Here is an 18,019-nt window from a genome sequence, read left to right on the forward strand (position 1 = left end):
TCACCGATTTCCGGAAATTCCTTGCCGCGCGGTCGACGCCAGCGAACAATGCGCATGACAAATCCGGAGCGGCAGAGGAGAACTGACGCCGCGCAACTCCGGACACAGAGCTGAGAGGACCCCCACATGTATCGACCTCTCGTCGGCACCCTGGCCACCGCCGTACTGGGAGCCGCCGCCTTGGTGACCGCCGCCACCCCGGCGGGCGCCGCCCCGGCCGGTGCCGCCGCGCACCACAAGCCGAAGCCCCCGCAGACCAAGGCCGTTGACTTCGCCGGCACGGTGGCGTTGGACGACTGTTCCGGATCGATCGTCAAGATGCCCACCTCGCAGCCGAACGACCCGGCGCTGGTGATGACCAACGGGCACTGTCTGGAGAGCGGGATGCCTTCCCCGGGCAAGGTCATAGTCGACCAGCCCTCCAGTCGCAGCTTCACCGTCCTGGACAAGTCCGCCGGCGACCTGGGCACGATCCAGGCCACCAAGGTCACCTACGCGACGATGACCGACACCGACGTGACGCTGTACGAGACCGGCTCGACGTACGCGGAGATCGAGCAGAAGTACGGCATCAAGCCGCTGGAGCTGTCCACCGACCACCCCACCAAGGGTGCCGGGATCACGGTCGTCTCCGGCTACTGGAAGAAGACCTACACCTGCAGCATCGACGGGTTCGTGCCCACCCTCAAGGAGGGCGGCTGGACCTGGAAGGACTCCGTCCGCTACACCCCGGAGTGCAAGACGATCGGCGGCACCTCCGGGTCACCGGTGATCGACAACGCCACCGGCAAGGTCACCGCCATCAACAACACGGGTAACGAGAACGGTGAGCGCTGCACCGAGAACAACCCGTGCGAGGTGGACGAGAACGGCAACGTCACGGTCCACAAGGGCATCAACTACGCCGAGGAGACCTACTCGATTCCCAAGTGCTTCGGCGCCGGCAACAAGCTCGACCTGAACGCCGCGGGCTGCACCCTGCCCAAGCCGTCGGGCGTCCGCCACTGACCGTAAGCCGCAAGCCGCTGACTGCGAGCCGCTGACCTTGAGGTGCTGACCGGACACCGCCGACCGGTACACCGCTGACGCGCGCCGTAAGGAACCAGGTCCCGTGCACCACGTGCACGGGACCTGGCCTTTTTTCGGGGGGTGGCGTCAAGGGGAGGGCGCCGGCTACGGCAGCCCGTGGACGTGGCCGCCCACCTGGCTCGCGAAGGCGCCGCCGTTCGAGGCGTCCCAGTTCGTCGACCAGGTCATCGCGCCCCGCAGCCCCGGATACGTCCGGGACGGCTTGAACGAGCCGCAGTTGTTGCCCGTGGTCAGGCAGTCCAGCGCCGCGTTGACCACGGACGGGGCGACATAGCCGCCGCCCGCCGCGCTGGGCGACGCCGGCACGCCCAGGCCGACCTGCGACGGGTCCAGCCCACCCGCCAACTGGGTACAGGCGAGCGCGGTCAGGAAGTCCACCGAGCCCTGGGCGTACACCTTGCCGTCGCAGCCGTTCATCGAACCGCTGTTGTAGAACTGCGTGTTGACGACGGTCAGGAAGTCCTTGATGGCCAGTGCCGTCTTGAAGTACTCGTTCTGCGGCGACAGCATGTCGATGGTCTGCGGGGCCATCGTCACCACGACGTCGGGGTGCTTGGCGTGGACGGCCTTCAGCGCCTGCGTCATGTACGTGGAGTTGAGGCCGTTCTCCAGGTCGATGTCGACGCCGTTGAAGCCGTACTCGTCCATCAGGCCGTTGATCGAGTCGGCGAAGTTCCGCGCGGAGGCGTCGTCGTTGACGGCCACCGCGCCCTTCTCGCCGCCGACCGAGAGCACCACCGACTTGCCGGCCGCCTGTTTGGCCTTGATGTCCGCCGTGAAGTCGGCGGCCGACCCGTAGCCGACCGCCGGGTCGAGGTTGAAGGTGACGGCGCCCGGCTGCCCGGTCGCGTCGGCGAAGGCCACCGCGATGATGTCGTAGGCGTCGTCGACGTCCTTCAACTTCTGCACCGTCGCACCGTTGTTGAAGTTCTGCCAGTAGCCGGTGAGGGCGTGCTTGGGGACGGCCGCGGTGCGGGCCGCCGGGCCGGTCGATCCGGCCGCTCCGGCGGTGCCGGCGGGACCGGCGGCGACCAGCCCGGCAGAGGCCAGCGCGGCGGCGGCCACCCCCGCCAGCAGCCGTCCACGGGCGCCTCCCGCCCTCGTCGTACCCGCCGTCCTTGCCGTACCGCTCGTCCTTGCCGTACCTGTTCCTCTGCGTGCGCGAACCACGACTGCCTCCGTGTGGGGGGTGGTTGGGGGAGTGGTGCCGTGTGCGCTCAGGGGCCCCTGGGCTTGCCGTACAAGGTGGTCCAGACCAATAAACGGTGTCAAGGGTCCGGTCGGAAGCGGGTGTTCCGATGGTCGCCGCTTGGGCGGTATGCGGGGTTTCCCTGTGGACCAGCGGGCAAGACGAGTAGCCCAGAACGTGTTCTCCGGGACGTATCTCTGTGGATAAAGTGCTGAGCGTATGGCGCCGATGGCGCAGAGCTGTGCCGATCCGCGGTCCCGGGAGCCCCGGAGGCCGGAAGGAGTGGGGGAGCGACGTGCCGACCGCGATTGCAGTCACCAGTCCGGACCTCGCGCTGCCCGCGACCGATCGGCAGACGCCCGCCGCGGTAGTCCTCCGCGCCCCCCACCTCCAGCCGTTGGACGAGGCCCTGACGGAGCTCAGCGCGGTCCTGGAACACCACGGCCACCTCATCGTCCTGTACTCCACCGCCTGCCCACCGGAGCACGTCCGCCGGCTGCACACCCTGCGCGCCGTCCTGGAGAGCGAGCGGATGGCGATCCTGCCCAGTGCCCTGCCGCCGCTCGGGGTCGCCGTACTCGCCCGCCAGCTCCGCCAGTTGTCGGTGTGCGGCTTCAGCCCCGGCGTGCTGGCCTGCGCCGCCCGGCTGCTGGCGCACTACGTCCATGCTGGCGCCCTGCTGGGCAGCGTCAGCGGGCTGGACCGGGTCGAGGTGGACCTGCGCTCCCACATGAAGTCCTGGCTGCCCGGCGCGCACTTCGCGGTCCTCGCCACCCCGCAGCCGCAACTGCTCCACCTCGACCGGCACAGCACCCATGCCGGACTCCGCCCGCCCGGCTTCGCCACCCAACTCGCGGTCGCCCGCGGCCAGCTCACCGCCGACTGGGTGACCGCAGCCCTGGCCCCGGCCTGGCAGGTGCAGGGCGTCTACGAGGCGCGCCTGCCCACCGACTCCGCCCGCTGGTGGGGCACCCAGAAGCTGATCGAATTCGCCGCCGCCATCCCCGATCCGGCACTGCTCAGCCGCCTCGTGGCGTCCGTACGGCGCGAGGAGTGCGGCTGGTGCGGCCAGGAAGTGATCGGCGACCGTTGCGCGTTCTGCGCGGCACCGCTGGCCCGGGACCGGGCGGGCGGCGGCTCCGCCGGGCGGGAACCCGCCGCCATAGCCGGGGCGCCGACCGCGGCCACGGCGCCGGCGCCCGCCCCCGCCGCGGACCCGTCCACCACCCCCGCCGCGCCCGACCCGGCCGGCTCACCGCTGCGGCAGCGCGGCCTGTCACCCGTGGCGCCCTCCGGTGTCCCCGGGGTGGTCGGCATCACCGGCGTACCGGTGCCGGACCCGGCCGACGCACCCTGTGTCACGGGCCCACCGCACGTCACGGGCACCCCTCAGGGCACGGGCACGCCGCCCGCCGCCGGAGCGCCCTACGGCACCGGAGCGCCACACGTCCCCGGCGGCCCGTACGGCTCCGGAGCACCCCACGGCGCGGGCGCGCCCCACGTCCCCGGTGTCCCCGGTGTCCCCGGTGTCACGTGCCTCACCGGCCTTACCGGGGTCCGCGGCGGGCCTGGCCAACTCGACGTCCGCGGACCGGACGCCATGACCGGCGCGGTCCAGCGGCCGGTCGGCCCCCAGCCGCCACCCGGTCCGCGCGGCCTGCCCGGGCTGCCCGGCCACCCGGACTACCCCGACCTCCGCACCCTCCCCGGCGCCGCGCGGGCGGTGGCCCACGTGCGCTGAACCGCCCGTGCACCGCAGCCCGTTCGCGTCCACCGCCGGCCCTGACCGCCCCGCCCCCGTCCCGATCGAGGTCCCCCGCCCATGAACTCACGCCAGCGCCGCGGAGTGATCCTGCTGCTCCTGTCCGTCCTGTGTGCGGTCGGCGCCTTCATCGGCGTGCTGTCGGTGATCCGGAACGTCGAGTCCAAGGTCGGACCGGAACGGACCGCCTACCGCCTCAAAACGGATGTCGCGGCCTATAAAACGCTGGATCCCGGGCAGTTCGAAGAGGTGAGGATCCCGGAGCGCTGGCTGCCGCCCACCGCCGTGACCGACCTGGACAAGGTCAGCGGCAAGATCGCGGTGACCCCGCTGAGGAAGGGCTCGCTGCTCCAGGACGACATGGTCGTCGACCGGCCGGCGCTCCAGCCCGGACAGCAGGAGATCGCCATCATGATCGACGCCGCCACCGGAGTCGCCGGCAAGATCAACCCCGGTTCCCGGGTCAACATCTTCGCCACCTTCGACGGCCGCCGCCCCGAGGACAAGCCGGTGTCCAAGGTCATCGTCGCCGGCGCCCAGGTCATCGACGTCGGCAAGCTGTCCCCCCTGGGGGCCAAGGACCCCGGCAGCACCGGCGCCACCAGCCGCCAGCCCGGCCAGGCCGTCCCGATCACCTTCGCCCTGGACACCCAGGACGCCCAACGGGTCGCCTACGCCGAGTCGTTCGCCTCCCACGTACGGCTCGCCCTGCTCGCCCCCGGCACCCAGGCCACCATCCCGCCCGGCGAGCGCACGTACACCCTCGACGGCGACAAGTGACCCGGAGGCCCAGGTGACCATCCGCATCCTCCCGGCAGTCGGCGACCCGGACACCGCCCGGGCCCTGGCCGCACTCCTCGACCAGATGCCGGACACCGAACCGGCGCCCGCCGTCGCCGACGCCACCGCGCTGCTCAACGCCCTCGCCGGCGCCGCCGGGCAGCCCGGCGCGACACCGCCGGCAGCCGCCGGACCCGCGGCCGGCACCCCGGCCGCCGCCGTCCAGGCGCTCCCCGAGGTCGTCCTCGTCCACGAAGGGATCGGCCCGGTCCCGGCACTGGAACTGATCCGCGAAGTGGCGCTCCGCTTCCCCGCCGTCGGCGTCGTCCTGATCACCGCCGACGCCGGCCCCGCCCTCTTCTCGGCCGCGATGGACGCCGGCGCCCGGGGCATCGTCGCCCTGCCCTTGGGCTACGACGAATTGGCCGCCCGGGTGCAGGCCGCGGCCCAGTGGGCGGCCGGGGTACGCGTCCACCTAGGGGGGAACCAGGACGCGCTGCCCGCGCCGACCGGCACCCTGGTCACCGTCACCGGCGCCAAGGGCGGCGTCGGCACCACCGTCACCGCCGTCCAACTGGCGCTCGCCGCCCGGGCCGCCGGCCGCCGGGTCGCGCTGGTCGACCTCGACCTCCAGTCCGGCGACATCGCCTCCTACCTGGACGTCCAGTTCCGCCGCTCGGTCGTGGACCTCGCCGGGATCCAGGACATCTCCGCCCGGGTCCTCCAGGACGCGGTGCACGCCCACCACACCGGCCTCGGACTGCTGTTGGCACCCGAGGAGGGCGAACGCGGCGAGGAGGTCGACGACCGCGCGGCCCGCCAGATCGTCACCGCCCTGCGCTCCCGCTACGACGTGGTGATCGTGGACTGCGGCTCCCAGATGCAGTCCGCCAACGCCGCCGCCGTCGAACTCGCCGACGTGGCCCTGCTGGTGACCACCCCGGACGTGATCTGCGTCCGCGCCGCCAAACGCCAGGTGCGGCTGTGGGACCGGCTCCGGATCCGCAAGGCCGAGGACACCACCACCGTCGTCAACCGCCTCACCCGCCACACCGAGATCCAACCGTCGCTGGTCGCCAAGGCCACCGGCACCTACGTCGCCCGGACCCCGGTCCCGGCCGCGTTCAAGGAACTCCAGCCCTGCGTCGACGCGGGCCGGATGCAGGACCTCGATGCCCGCTCCACGGTCCGCGCGGCCCTGTGGGAACTCGCCGGCGAACTGGGCCTGGCCGGCGAACCGGCCGCCCGCCCGGGCCGCGGCGGCCACCGCAACCGTCCCATGCTCACCGGGCGCAAGCGCAAGGCCCTCACCACCGGGGCGGCACCTGTCCCCGGGACGGGCCAGGGGGCGGGCCCAGGGGCGGCACCGGGGCCCGCCACCGGCGCCGGCGGCCGGTTCGGCGCCCGGCGCGGCACCCCGACCGGCTCCGGCGGCACCGGCCCGTTCGACCCGGCCGGCCCCTACGAGGAGGGCTGAGCGATGCGGCGTCCCGCAGGGCCCGGCCGGGCACCGGGCGACCGCGACCGCGGCCAGGTCTCGGTCGAGTTCCTCGGACTCCTCCCGTTGATCCTCGTCGTCCTCGCCCTGCTCTGGCAGTGCGCGCTGACCGGCTACACCTACGCACTGGCCGCGCACGCCGCCGACCGGGGCGCGCGGGCCGCCACCGCCACCGAGGACGGCGGCGCCGGCGCCTGCCGCACCGCCGCCGCCGACCAACTCCCCCGCGCCTGGCGGAGCGGCTCCACCACCGCCTGCACCACCGGGGCGGGACTGTGGAAGGCCACGGTCCGGATCAAGGTCCCGGTGCTCTTCCCCGGCGCCGGCGACTTCCCGTGGACGGTCACCGGCACCGCCGGCGCCGCCAAGGAGGCACCCGACCAATGACCCACCGGCCCCCCACCCCCGCCCGGACCCGCCGGCGCGCCCGGGACTCCGACCGCGGCTCCGCCTCCCTGGAGTTCCTCGGCATCCTCCCCGTCCTGCTGGTCGTCGCCCTCGCCGCCGTCCAACTGGGCCTCGCCGCCTACGCCGTCCAACAGGCCGGCACCGCCGCCCGGGCCGCGGCCCGCACCGCCTCGATGGACCGCGCCGACCAGGAGACCGACCCGCAGACCGCCGGCCGGGCCGCGATCAGCGGCTGGGTCGCCGACCACGCCTCGATCACCGTCGGCGGCTCCGGCGACAGCGTCAGCGCCACCGCGACCGTGCGGATCCCCTCGATCGTCCCCGGCGCGGACTTCGGCTCCGCGCGCCGCAGCGCCACCATGCCCCGCCCCGAAGGAGCGCCCGGAGCGCCGGCGCAATCCCCACGAACAACGACAGGAGCGCCCCCGCGATGAGCCTCAAAGCCAGGATCGTCGCACCCGAACCAGCCGGCGAAGCCCGCCAGGACAGCCACCTGGTCGCCGTCTACCGCGCCAAGCTGCTGGAGGAGATCGACCTCGCCGAGATGTCCTCGCTGTCCGCCGCCGAGCGCCGCTCCCGGCTGGAACGCGTCCTGGGACACATCATCAGCCGCGAGGGCCCGGTCCTGTCCACCGCCGAACGCGCCCAACTCATCCGCCGGGTGGTCGACGAGGCGCTCGGCCTCGGCGTGCTCGAACCGCTCCTGGAGGACGCCTCGGTCACCGAGATCATGGTCAACGGCCCCGACCAGGTCTACGTCGAACGGCACGGCCGGGTCGAGCTGGTGCCCGTCCGCTTCGCCTCCCACGAACAACTCATGCAGACCATCGAGCGGATCGTCTCCACCGTCAACCGCCGGGTGGACGAGTCCAACCCGATGGTCGACGCCCGCCTGCCCACCGGCGAACGGGTCAACGTGATCATCCCGCCGCTGGCCCTCAACGGCGCCACCCTCACCATCCGCCGCTTCCCCCGCGCCTACACCCTCGCCGAACTCATCGGCATCGGCACGCTCGACGAACAGATGCTGATGCTGCTGGCGGGACTGGTGCGCGCCAAGTTCAACGTGGTGGTCTCCGGCGCCACCGGAGCCGGCAAGACCACCCTCCTCAACGCCCTCTCCGGACTCATCCCGGACGGCGAACGGATCATCACGGTTGAGGACGCCGCCGAACTCCAGCTCCAACAGACCCACGTCATCCGGCTCGAATCCCGCCCGCCCAACGTCGAGGGCAAGGGCCGGATCACCATCCGCGACCTGGTCCGCAACTCCCTGCGGATGCGCCCCGACCGGATCATCGTCGGCGAGGTCCGCGGCGGCGAAACCCTCGACATGCTCCAGGCGATGTCCACCGGCCACGACGGCTCGCTCGCCACCGTCCACGCCAACAGCGCCGAGGACGCCCTGATGCGGCTCCAGACCCTCGCCGCCATGTCGGACGTCACCATCCCCTTCGAGGCGCTGCGGGACCAGATCAACAGCGCCGTCGACTGCCTGGTCCAACTCACCCGGCACGCCGACGGCACCCGCCGGATCAGCGAGATCGCCCTGCTGGACTCCCGCGGCCACGAGGACTACCGGATCGTGACGGTCTGCCGCTTCGAGGCCGAACCGATGGGCGCCGACCGCGTGGTGCACGGCGCCTTCCACTACTTCCCGCTGCCCCGCAAGGTCGCCGAACGCCTCTTCATGGCCGGCGAACCCACCCCGCCCGCCTTCGGCGTGGCGGCCACCGACGACCAACTCGCCACCCGGAAGGCCACGTCATGACCGGCGGGAGCACCCTCGCCCTGCTCGCCCTCGGCGCCACCGTGCTCTGCGGCGCGCTCGCCGTCGCCGGGGTCCGTACCTACGCCTCCGGGCGCGCCCAGCGACAGGCCATCGTCGACCGGCTCGACGACGCCCGCGGACTACCGGTGGTCGGTCGCCGCCGCCGCTTCCCGTCCATCGACCGCACCCTGCGCGGCACCCGCTTCGGCCGCGGCCTGGAACTGCGCCTGGCCGCCACCGGACTGGACCTCACCCCCGGCGAGTTCTTCGTCTACATGGTCGCCACGGTGATCGGACTGTGGGTGGCCGCGCAGGCCGTCCTCGCCCCGTTCTTCGGGCCGATCGCCGCGGTGATCGCGGTCTGGGCGGCGTTCGCCTTCCTCAACTGGCAGCGGCAGAAGCGCATCGAGCGGTTCATCAACCAACTCCCCGAACTCTCCCGGATCCTCGCCAACGCCACCCAGGCCGGCCTCGCCCTGCGCACCGCCCTGGCGATGGCCGCCGAGGAACTGGAGGCCCCGGCCGGCGAGGAACTGGCGAAGGTGTCCGACAAACTCGCCGTCGGCCACTCCATCGACGACGCCCTCGGCGAACTCGCCGCCCGCCTGCCCTCCCGCGAACTGGTCGTCCTGGTCAGCACCCTGGTCCTCGCCAACCGCGCCGGCGGCACCGTCGTCGGCTCGCTGCGCAACCTCACCAAGACCCTGGAGGAGCGCAAGGAGACCCGCCGCGAGGTCCGCACCCAGCTCTCCCAGGTCCTGGTCACCGCCTACGTCGTCCCGCTGCTCGGCATCGGCACCCTGCTGCTGATGAACCGCATCGCCCCGGGCGCCATCGACCGGATGACGTCGTCCTTCCTCGGCCAGCTCGCGGTCGTGGTGGCCTTTGCCCTCTACGCGCTCGGCTTCTTCCTCATCCGCCGGCTCTCCAAGATCGACGTCTAGGCGTCCGTCAGCTGCCCAAAGAAGGACTGATGGCAATCGGAATCGTGCTGGCCCTGGCCCTCGCCCTGTCGGTCGCCGGCATCTGCTGCGGGATCGCGCTCTACCGCCGCGAGGCCCGACTCCCGCCCGACCTCGCACTGTCCCTGGAGGTCGGCGCGACCCGGACCACCGCCGTCGGCTCGGCCGTGGACCGCACCGGTATGCGCTACGCCCCGCTCGTCCTCCGGCTGATGGGCGAGAAGCGGGTGGCGCGGGTCCGCCGCCGGATCGACCTGGCGGGCAACCCCGGGGGACTCACCGTCGACCGCTACGCCGCCCGCCGCGCGGTCTACGGCGGCCTGGGCTTCTTCGGCGCACTGGTGATGTTCCTGAAAGGGCAGCCCGTACTGGGCGTCCTGATGGTGCTGTTCGGACTCTTCTGGACCGAGGTGGGCATCTGGGCGGCCGTCCGCCAGCGCAAGGACACCATCGAGCGCACGCTTCCGGACTTTCTCGACGTGCTGGCCGTCGTGGTGAGCGCCGGCCTGAGCTTCCGCCAGGCGCTGGACCGGGTCGCCGAGAAGTACGAGGGACCCTGGGCCGACGAACTCCGCATCACCCTGCGCCAGATGGACATGGGCGTCAGCCGCCGCGCCGCCTTCGAGGAGCTGCGGAAACGCAACGACTCTGAACAGGTCGCGCAGTTCGTCACCGCCCTTCAACAGGGCGAGGAACTGGGTTCGCCGATCGTCGAGACGCTCATCCAGATCGCCAACGACATGCGCCGCACGGACGCCCAGAACGCCCGCCGGCGGGCCGCCCGCGCGGTCCCCAAGGCCACCATGGTCGTCACCACGTTCATGGTCCCGGCCACGATGATCCTGCTCATCGCCGGTTTCTTCCTCGGCTCCGGCACCGACTTCGGCTCCCTGATGGACAAGTGAGCATGACCCGCACCGCACCGTCCGCACCGTCCCCACCCGCCCCGGTCCGGCCCCCGGCGGCCTGGCGCCGCTGGACCGCCCTCGGCGTGCCCGGCCTCGTCGTCCTGGGTACCGCCCTCGCCCTCCTCCAGGGCACCGCCTTCGCCCACGACACCTTCCACGACTGCCACTACTTCGGCCCGTCCTTGCGGATGCACATCACCGCATGGGCCGGTCTGGCCTGCGGACTCGCCGCGCCGGTGCTCTATGCGGCCCTGGTCCGCTGCGCGGCCCGGCGAGGCTGGGACCACGGCGCCACCCGCACCTCCGGACTCGCCCTGGCCGTCCTGATCCTGGGCATACTCCCTTTGCTGCTGGAGGCGTTCGGGGTCTGGACGCTCTACGCGCCCGATCCCTCCGGCGGTGACGACTGCTCGGGTGCGGCGTCGGTGGTCGGGCTCTGGCAGTCGGCCGGATGAGGCCGGTCCACGGTCCGCGTTCCCGTCAAAGTCTTCGCAGGCGCAACGAGTTGTGCCACAGTGGTGGCGCCGGCCGACCGCCGCACACCACGGTGCGGGCAGCGACCGGCCCGCATGGGCAGCAAGAACGCGACAACAGGCGGCACTTCGGGGGATTCCGGAGGGGGAGCGGGGGTGGCTGAGGTGGCGCGCGGTGGCCGAAACGTGTCGCCCGATCCCTCGTTGGTGGTTTCGGACGAGGGCGAGGTTCGGAACCTCTGTTCCGGGAATGCCGTTCCGGCGTACTTTTCTCGTGGCACGAGCGCGGACGAGCGCACCACGGGGACACCCCGGCCGCACCAGAGCGGGACGGCCGCCCATGGAGGGGAAGACGATGGCGAAGCGGATCGTGAGAAACGACCGGGGACAGACCTCGATCGAGTACCTCGGCATCATCGCGGTGGTCGTGGCGATCGTCCTGGTCCTGTCGACCACCGACTTCGGCAGTCAGATCGCCAACGCCATCGCCAACAAGATTTCCGACGTCGTCGGGATCTAGATCCCGCCACCCCACCCGTGCCGGCCACCACCCTCACGCGCCGCCGCCGCCGGCGCGACGCGGGGCAGACCCTGCCGATCTACCTCGTCGCGATCGGGGGCCTGCTCTTCCTCGCGCTCGCCTTCTTCGCCGTGGGCCAGGCGGCGGCCACCCGCAACGGCGCCCAGACCGCCGCGGACGCCGCCGCCCTCGCCGCCGGCCAGAAGTACCGCGACGAGCTCCGCAAGGGCTTCCTCGCCGGGCTCCAGGACGGCACCAGCACCACCGACCCGGCAGCCTGGGAAGAGCTCCTCAACGGCCGCGGCGTCCCCTCCGACGCGGCCTGCGAGAACGCCGGCTGGTTCGCCGGCCGCAACGACGCCACGGTCTCGTCCTGCACCCCGGACTCCTGGCCGACGTCGTTCGCCGTCACCGTCAGGACCCGCCACACGGTGGGCGATTCGGTCATCCCGAGCACCGGGAGCACCCATGCCGCGGCCGGGGCGAAGGCGGTCGTCGCCCCCCGCTGCACCTTCGCCCCGCCCGCCGGCGGACCCACCGCCGGCCCCACCGCCGGCCCCACCCCCACCCCCACCCCCACGCCCGGCGGCGGCAAGGACGGTGGCCCGGCCCCCAAGCCCGCCCCCCGCTCGCTGATCTGCGACGGCAAGGGCTGGACCCTCGACCCCGACCGGCCCCAGGACCTCCCCACGGCCGCCGACCTGTTCTCCGTGCGCCTGGCCCGGTGAGCGCCGCCCCACCCCTCGACCCCGCCGCCCCATGACCCCCACCGACCTCCCGACCGCACTCAGCGAAGGAACGCATCCATGAGCATTCGGCGCACCACGAAGGCCGCCAGGGGAGCGGTCGCCACGGCGAGCGCGCTCGGCCTGGCCCTCCTCGTGGCCGGCTGCGGTGGTGGCGGCGACGACGGCGGGCAGACCCCGGACGGCAGGAAACCGGCCGCCCACAGCGCCACCCCCGACGACGGCGGCGCAGGCTCCCCCGCGGCCGACGCCAACAAGGTCATCGGCGAGATGAAGGGCCCGGACGGCATCGAGGTCACCCTGCAGTCCGCGGTTCGCGACTCCGGCGGCTTCGTCACCGTCGAAGGCACCGTCACCAACCGGGGCACCCGCGCCTTCAACGCCATCGACTGGCGCTCCAACGAGACCGAACTGAAGTCGCGTTCGTCCATCTCCGGCGCCACCCTGGTCGACAAGGCGGGTAAGAAGCGGTACTTGGTCCTGCGCGACACCAACGGCGAATGCCTGTGTACGACGGGCCTGAGCGGACTGCTCCCGGGCCAGAGCCGGCCCATCTTCGCGCAGTTCCCGGCCCCGCCCGCCAAGGTGACCGAGGTGGACTTCCAACTGCCGACGATGCCGCCGGCCACCGTCCGGATCACCGACTGAGCCGCCCACGATGACCGCCTCCCGTACGGCCCTCACGGCCACCGCCGCGCTCCTGTTGACCGTCGCCCTCACCGCCCCCGCCGCCCACGCCGACCCGCCGGGCATCACCGAGGACACCACCGCGCCGGTCCGCATCGACCCCACCAACCCCAACCTGCGGATGGTCCAGGGCGCCAAGCTCGCCCCGCCCAAGGTCCTCAACATCAAGTCCATCGTGGAGACCGACGACGGCTCCGAGCGCCGGCAGGACACCAACGACAACATCACCTTCGCGCTCCAGGCCGAGGTCCTCTTCAGCAAGGACAGTGCCGAACTGTCGACCGACGCCCTGGCCCGGATCAGCGCCATCGCCGACGAGGTCAGGAAGCAGCACGCCACCGACCTGCGGGTCTTCGGCTTCACCGACAACCTTGGCTCCGCCGCGCACGGCCTGGTCCTCTCCAAGCAGCGCGCCAACGCCGTCCAACGCGAACTCGCCGTCGACCTGGGCTCCTCGGTCAGCTTCCAGATCCGCGGCTACGGCGAGCAGTACCCGATCGCCGACAACAGCACCGAGGCCGGCCGCCGGAAGAACCGCCGGGTCGAGGTCAGCTTCCCGCGCAACGGCGGATAGTGGCCCGGTTCTTGTATTGGACTGCATGGTCCAATAAGTGTTAGCGTTCCCGTATGGCCCGACCCAGGAAGTTCGACGAGGAGCGGGCGGTCGACGCCGCGATGGAGGCGTTCTGGGCCGCCGGCTACGAAGCCACGTCCACCCAGGACCTGTGCGACGCCACCGGCCTGGGTCGCAGCAGCATCTACAACACCTTCAAGAGCAAGCACGACCTCTTCGAGCGCGCCCTGGCCCGCTACATGGAGCACAAGAACGGCGAGCTCGCCGAACTCCTCGATGGCGGCAGTGACAGTGGCAGCGGTAGTGACGCAGGCGCTGGCGCCGGCGCCGAAACTGGCACCCGCACCGCCCGTCAGAAGCTCCGTGCCGTCCTCCAGCGCGTCATCGACGAGGAGTTCACCCACCACCCCGACGGCCGCGGCTGTCTCGTCGTCAACACCGCCGTCGAGGTTTCGTCCCACGACCCCGCGGTGGCCACCACTTTGGAACGGGACTACGGCGTGCGCCTGGAGATGATCCGCGGCGTGATCGAGTCCGGTCAGCGCGACGGCGACATCGCCCCCGACAAGGACGCCCGCACCCTCGCCCACCTCCTCATCGCCTCGATCGGCGGCATCCGCGTCTCGGCCCGCGCCGGCGTCGGCCGGGCGCCCCTGGAAAACGTGGCGGACGCCACCCTGGCGGCCTTCTAGCATCGCCCCGCCCCCACCCTGCTCCCTTGCGGAGCCCGCGGGGCACCCCCCATTCCTCCCTCGATCACGGTCACCCCTGACCCCATCCTGCCCACATTTTGAACCGACCGATCCAAAACGTGCCCACGCGGCACCCCGACACCCCAGCACCACCGCACCCCGACACCACCGCACCCCGACACTCCGACCCAAGAAGGACCCCATGCCCGTCGCTGTCCACCTCCTCGGCCTGGCGATCTTCGTCCAGGGAACCTCCGAGTTCATGCTCTCCGGCCTCCTCCCCAACATCGCCGCCGACCTCGGCGTCTCCATCCCCGACGCCGGCCTCCTGATCTCCGCCTTCGCCATCGGCATGGTCCTCGGCGCCCCCGTACTGGCCGTCGCCACCCTCCGGGTCCCGCGCCGCACCGCACTCATCGCCTTCCAGCTGGTCTTCGTCGCCGGTCACGTGATCGGCGCGCTGGCCCCCGGCTACGGCGTCCTCTTCGCCACCCGCATCCTCAGCGCCGTCGCCTACTCGGGCTTCTGGGCGGTGGCCGCCGCGACCGCGGTGAGCCTGGTGCCGCCCCAGGTGAAGGGCAAGGCGCTGGCCGCGGTCGGCATAGGGCTCACCCTCGCCACCGTCGTGGGCGTGCCCGCCGGAACGATCCTCAGCCAGCACGCCGGCTGGCGCGCGGCGTTCTGGGCGGTGGCCGGCCTCACCGTCCTCAGTGCCCTCTCCCTCCTCGCCGTCCTGCCCGGCACCCGCCGCAGCGCCCCCGATGCCACCCCCGCCGCCCCGCAAACCCCCTCCGTACGCCGTGAGTTGACCGGTCTGGCCCGCCCCCAGCTCTGGCTCTCCTACCTCATCACCACACTGACCTTCGGCGCCGCCGTGGTCACCTTCAGCTACCTCGCCCCCCTCCTGACCGAGGTGACCGGCCTCCCCGCGGGCTGGGTCCCCGCCGTGCTCTCGCTCTACGGCGTCGGCGGCCTGATCGGCGTCACCGTCGGCGGCCGCTTCGCCGACACCGCACCCCTGCGCACCCTCGCCCTCGGCGTCGCCGCCCTCACCCTCGCCTCCGCCGCCCTGGCCTGCACCGCCACCAACCTCCCCACCACCCTCGTCCTGGTCCTCGTCCTCGGCTTCACGTCCTACGTCATCAACCCGGTCGTCCAGTCCCGGGTCTTCCGCCTCGCCCCCGACGCCCCCACCCTGGTCCCCGCCGTCAACACCTCGGCCTTCAACGTCGGCATCACCCTCACCCCCCTGCTCGGCGGCCTCACCATCGACGCCGGCCTCGGCTTCCCCTCCGTCGCCTGGGTCGGCGCCGCCACCGGCCTCCTCGGCCTCGCCGCCACGGCCTGGGCCGCCGCCCTCCAACGCCGCAGCCGCCCCGCCGCCACGCCCGCCACCGTCCCGCCACGCATCCCGGTGAGCGCCGGCACCCCGGCAGACGGCTGACTCCCCCTCACCGAGGGCCTCTGCTACCGCACGCGCACGCGGACCCGCACCCCCCGGCGCACCCCCCACCGGGCCATCTCCCCGGCCTGCGCCTCCAGTACGTGCCGGGTCCGCAGCCGCGGACGACCTAGCCGCCCGGGCCGCATGGTGCGGACGTCGAGCACCGTGAAGTCCCGGCTGAGATAGGCGACATCGATCGCGAAGCGCATCCCGAACGTGTGCACCCCGCTCGCCGGGGTCAGCAACAACGCCCCCACGATCCCGTCCCGCCCCAACAGCCCCCGGGTCCGCGCCCGATAGGACGCCGCGACCTCCACCGGAACCTCGGCGTCCGCGCCCTCCAGAACACCCCGACCATCCACCCAACTCCCCATGCCCGCCGTTGTATCAACCACCGCGCTCTAGGGTCGATCCGTGTCCGTCACGCTGATCACGCTCGCCGCCGCCTACGGGGCGGCCGCCGGCCTCCTCATACCGCGGCCCGCGCACCGGTTCTCCGTGCCAGCCGAGGAGGACTGGCGCACGCACTGCCCCGACGGCCATGCGCTCACCGGACCGGCGTCGGGCTGGCTGGGCCGCGGCCGCTGCCCGGACTGCCGGGCGCCGTACGGGCCGGCCACGGTGCCGACCGCAACGGCCACCACACTGGTCTGCGCGGCACTGGCCGCGGCCACGGGCGCCCGCCCGGAACTCGCCGTCTGGCTCCTGATGGCGCCGGTCGCGGTACTCCTGGCGCTCGTCGACCGACGGGTACAGCGCCTCCCCGACGCCCTGACCCTGCCCCTGGCCGGGGCCACGGCCACCGCCCTCGGCGCCGTCGGCTGGCTCACCGGCGAGCCGGACACCGCACTGCGCGCCCTCCTCGGCGGCCTGGCCCTCGCCGCGTGCTATCTCCTGCTCTTCCTCGTCAACCCCTCGGGCCTCGGCCTCGGCGACGTCAAGCTGGCGCTCGGGCTGGGGGTCGCCCTTGGGTGGTACGGCTGGTCCACGCTGCTCACCGGGGGCGCGGCGGGGATCCTGATCGGCGCGCTCTACGCGACGTTCCTCCTGGTGGCCCGCCGCACGGGCCGCAAGGAGACCATGCCGCTGGGCCCTTTCATGATCATCGGGGCCTTCTGTGGTCTGCTGCTGGGCGCCGCCGCGGCCCGCTGACACCGCCCGCGGAAGCCCGAGCCACGCCGGCCACCCCGCGATGCACGGAGCATCCCTCCCGCGGGGTTATGGTGGAAGCCCCCCCCTCGGGCCGGTCCGTATCCCCCCCACGGACCGGCCCGCTTTTCTTTGCGCGGCGCCGTCCCGCCTCGTCGCAGGCGTCGCCGCACCCCGTCGGCCCCGGCGCAGCCCCCGTACCGCGGGGCCCCGGCCCGAGGCGGTGGACCGAGGCCGTAGGGCGAACCCCGGCGCCCCCCACCACGGGGGAAGCCCCTCGACTCAGCGGCGGGCCCAGATGTTGACGCCCTCCGTGGTCCGGGCGAACTCGTCGATCTCGGCCAATTCCGCATCGGTGATCGCGGGGGCGCCCAGGGCCGCGACATTGGCCTCCAGCTGGGCGACGCTGCTGGCGCCGATCAGGGCGGAGGTCATCCGGGTGTCCCGCAGGACCCAGTTCAGGGCGAGCTGGGCCAGCGACTGGCCGCGGCGGGCCGCGATCTCGTTGAGCCCGCGGAGGCGGCGGACGACCTCGTCGGTGAGCAGACCCGGGTCCAGGGACTTGCCCTGCGCGGCGCGCGAGCCCTCGGGGACGCCGTTGAGGTACTTGTCGGTGAGCATGCCCTGGGCCAGCGGCGCGAAGGCGATACAGCCCATCCCGGCCTCGTCCAGCACGTCCAGCAGGCCGTCGTCCTCGATCCAGCGGTTGATCATCGAGTACGAGGGCTGGTGGATCAGCGGGCGCACGCCCATCTCGCGCAGGATGCGGACCGCCTCGGCGGTCTGTTCCGCGTGGTAGGAGGAGATCCCGACATACAGGGCCTTGCCCTGCTGGACGGCGGACGCCAGCGCGCCCATCGTCTCCTCCAGCGGGGTGTCCGGATCGAAGCGGTGCGAGTAGAAGATATCGACGTAATCGACACCCATCCGCTTCAGTGAGGCATCCAGCGAGGAGAGCAGGTATTTCCGGGAGCCCCATTCGCCGTAAGGGCCGGGGTGCATCAGATATCCGGCTTTTGTCGAGAGAATGAGCTCGTCGCGGTAGCCGCGGAAGTCCTGGGCGAAGATCTTTCCGAAGTTCAGCTCGGCGGACCCGGGCGGCGGACCGTAGTTGTTGGCCAGGTCGAAGTGGGTGATGCCCAGGTCGAAGGCGCGACGCAGGATGGCCCGCTGGGAGCTGAGGGTGCGATCGTCCCCGAAGTTGTGCCAGAGTCCGAGGGAGATAGTGGGGAGTTTGAGGCCGCTGCGGCCGGTGCGCCGGTACTCCATGGAGGCATACCGTGAATCCGCGGCGCGGTAGTCAGTGCCAGTGGTCATGGTCCTCTCCCTATCACGGACTTGTGACCTACCTGATTGGGCTGTTGAGA

General features: G+C 72.3%; 20 protein-coding genes. 17 read left to right on the top strand and 3 right to left on the bottom strand.

Annotated elements, in window-relative coordinates:
- Positions 1-126 precede the first annotated feature (126 nt).
- Positions 127-1,008: a S1 family peptidase gene (locus tag ACO0M4_RS01110; protein ID WP_430367624.1), complete on the top strand. Its 882-nt coding sequence runs from the start codon at positions 127-129 to the stop codon at positions 1,006-1,008.
- A 165-nt stretch (positions 1,009-1,173) separates the two neighbouring features.
- Here the strand turns inward: ACO0M4_RS01110 and ACO0M4_RS01115 are convergent, their stop codons facing one another.
- The gene (locus ACO0M4_RS01115; RefSeq protein WP_430371174.1) at positions 1,174-2,166 is read right to left on the bottom strand and encodes a chitinase; all 993 of its coding nucleotides are present in this window, start codon (positions 2,164-2,166) and stop codon (positions 1,174-1,176) included.
- Between the two features lie 407 nt (positions 2,167-2,573).
- Between ACO0M4_RS01115 and ACO0M4_RS01120 the strand changes: the two genes are divergently transcribed.
- The 15 genes from ACO0M4_RS01120 (at position 2,574) to ACO0M4_RS01190 (ending at position 15,503) form a co-directional block, all read left to right on the top strand.
- Positions 2,574-4,019: a hypothetical protein gene (locus ACO0M4_RS01120; RefSeq protein WP_430367625.1), complete on the top strand. Its 1,446-nt coding sequence runs from the start codon at positions 2,574-2,576 to the stop codon at positions 4,017-4,019.
- A gap of 81 nt (positions 4,020-4,100) precedes the next feature.
- A complete protein-coding gene (cpaB, locus tag ACO0M4_RS01125) occupies positions 4,101-4,820 on the top strand; it encodes a Flp pilus assembly protein CpaB (protein WP_430367626.1) in 720 nt (239 codons plus the stop codon).
- Between the two features lie 13 nt (positions 4,821-4,833).
- A complete protein-coding gene (locus ACO0M4_RS01130; protein WP_430367627.1) occupies positions 4,834-6,297 on the top strand; it encodes an AAA family ATPase in 1,464 nt (487 codons plus the stop codon).
- A gap of 3 nt (positions 6,298-6,300) precedes the next feature.
- Complete coding sequence (locus tag ACO0M4_RS01135) at positions 6,301-6,705, top strand: TadE/TadG family type IV pilus assembly protein (RefSeq protein ID WP_390018494.1); 405 nt, start codon at positions 6,301-6,303, stop codon at positions 6,703-6,705.
- Positions 6,702-7,160: a TadE/TadG family type IV pilus assembly protein gene (locus ACO0M4_RS01140; RefSeq protein WP_430367628.1), complete on the top strand. Its 459-nt coding sequence runs from the start codon at positions 6,702-6,704 to the stop codon at positions 7,158-7,160. The genes ACO0M4_RS01135 and ACO0M4_RS01140 overlap by 4 nt, the downstream gene beginning before the upstream one ends.
- On the top strand, positions 7,157-8,497 hold the full coding sequence (locus tag ACO0M4_RS01145) for a CpaF family protein (protein WP_430367629.1): 1,341 nt from the start codon (positions 7,157-7,159) through the stop codon (positions 8,495-8,497). Before ACO0M4_RS01140 ends, ACO0M4_RS01145 begins: the two co-directional genes overlap by 4 nt.
- Positions 8,494-9,441, top strand: coding sequence for a type II secretion system F family protein (locus ACO0M4_RS01150; RefSeq protein ID WP_430367630.1), 948 nt, complete (start codon positions 8,494-8,496; stop codon positions 9,439-9,441). The genes ACO0M4_RS01145 and ACO0M4_RS01150 overlap by 4 nt, the downstream gene beginning before the upstream one ends.
- A gap of 29 nt (positions 9,442-9,470) precedes the next feature.
- Positions 9,471-10,364, top strand: coding sequence for a DUF5936 domain-containing protein (locus ACO0M4_RS01155; protein ID WP_430367631.1), 894 nt, complete (start codon positions 9,471-9,473; stop codon positions 10,362-10,364).
- 2 nt (positions 10,365-10,366) lie between these two features.
- Complete coding sequence (locus tag ACO0M4_RS01160) at positions 10,367-10,822, top strand: hypothetical protein (RefSeq protein WP_430367632.1); 456 nt, start codon at positions 10,367-10,369, stop codon at positions 10,820-10,822.
- A 373-nt stretch (positions 10,823-11,195) separates the two neighbouring features.
- Positions 11,196-11,360, top strand: coding sequence for a hypothetical protein (locus ACO0M4_RS01165; RefSeq protein WP_016573405.1), 165 nt, complete (start codon positions 11,196-11,198; stop codon positions 11,358-11,360).
- A 17-nt stretch (positions 11,361-11,377) separates the two neighbouring features.
- Positions 11,378-12,088 carry a pilus assembly protein TadG-related protein gene (locus ACO0M4_RS01170; protein ID WP_430367633.1) on the top strand — a complete coding sequence of 237 codons (711 nt, stop codon included), beginning with the start codon at positions 11,378-11,380 and terminating at the stop codon, positions 12,086-12,088.
- Positions 12,089-12,166: 78 nt separating this feature from the next.
- Entirely contained in the window at positions 12,167-12,754 is a 588-nt protein-coding gene (locus tag ACO0M4_RS01175; protein ID WP_430367634.1) for a hypothetical protein, read from the top strand.
- Positions 12,755-12,764: 10 nt separating this feature from the next.
- Positions 12,765-13,367, top strand: a complete 603-nt coding sequence (locus tag ACO0M4_RS01180; RefSeq protein WP_430367635.1) for an OmpA family protein — start codon at positions 12,765-12,767, stop codon at positions 13,365-13,367.
- Between the two features lie 53 nt (positions 13,368-13,420).
- Positions 13,421-14,059, top strand: coding sequence for a TetR/AcrR family transcriptional regulator (locus ACO0M4_RS01185; RefSeq protein ID WP_430367636.1), 639 nt, complete (start codon positions 13,421-13,423; stop codon positions 14,057-14,059).
- A 202-nt stretch (positions 14,060-14,261) separates the two neighbouring features.
- Positions 14,262-15,503, top strand: a complete 1,242-nt coding sequence (locus tag ACO0M4_RS01190; RefSeq protein ID WP_430367637.1) for a Cmx/CmrA family chloramphenicol efflux MFS transporter — start codon at positions 14,262-14,264, stop codon at positions 15,501-15,503.
- 23 nt (positions 15,504-15,526) lie between these two features.
- Here ACO0M4_RS01190 and ACO0M4_RS01195 read toward each other — a convergent pair whose 3' ends face one another.
- Positions 15,527-15,877: a DUF192 domain-containing protein gene (locus ACO0M4_RS01195; RefSeq protein ID WP_430367638.1), complete on the bottom strand. Its 351-nt coding sequence runs from the start codon at positions 15,875-15,877 to the stop codon at positions 15,527-15,529.
- A gap of 40 nt (positions 15,878-15,917) precedes the next feature.
- On the opposite strand from ACO0M4_RS01195, the gene ACO0M4_RS01200 reads away from it, so the two are divergent.
- Positions 15,918-16,655 carry a prepilin peptidase gene (locus tag ACO0M4_RS01200; protein WP_430367639.1) on the top strand — a complete coding sequence of 246 codons (738 nt, stop codon included), beginning with the start codon at positions 15,918-15,920 and terminating at the stop codon, positions 16,653-16,655.
- 279 nt (positions 16,656-16,934) lie between these two features.
- Here the strand turns inward: ACO0M4_RS01200 and mgrA are convergent, their stop codons facing one another.
- On the bottom strand, positions 16,935-17,969 hold the full coding sequence (gene mgrA / locus ACO0M4_RS01205; protein WP_430367640.1) for an L-glyceraldehyde 3-phosphate reductase: 1,035 nt from the start codon (positions 17,967-17,969) through the stop codon (positions 16,935-16,937).
- Between the last annotated feature and the right edge of the window lie 50 nt (positions 17,970-18,019).

This window comes from Streptomyces sp. RGM 3693, assembly GCF_050471125.1.
Lineage (GTDB): Bacteria > Actinomycetota > Actinomycetes > Streptomycetales > Streptomycetaceae > Streptomyces.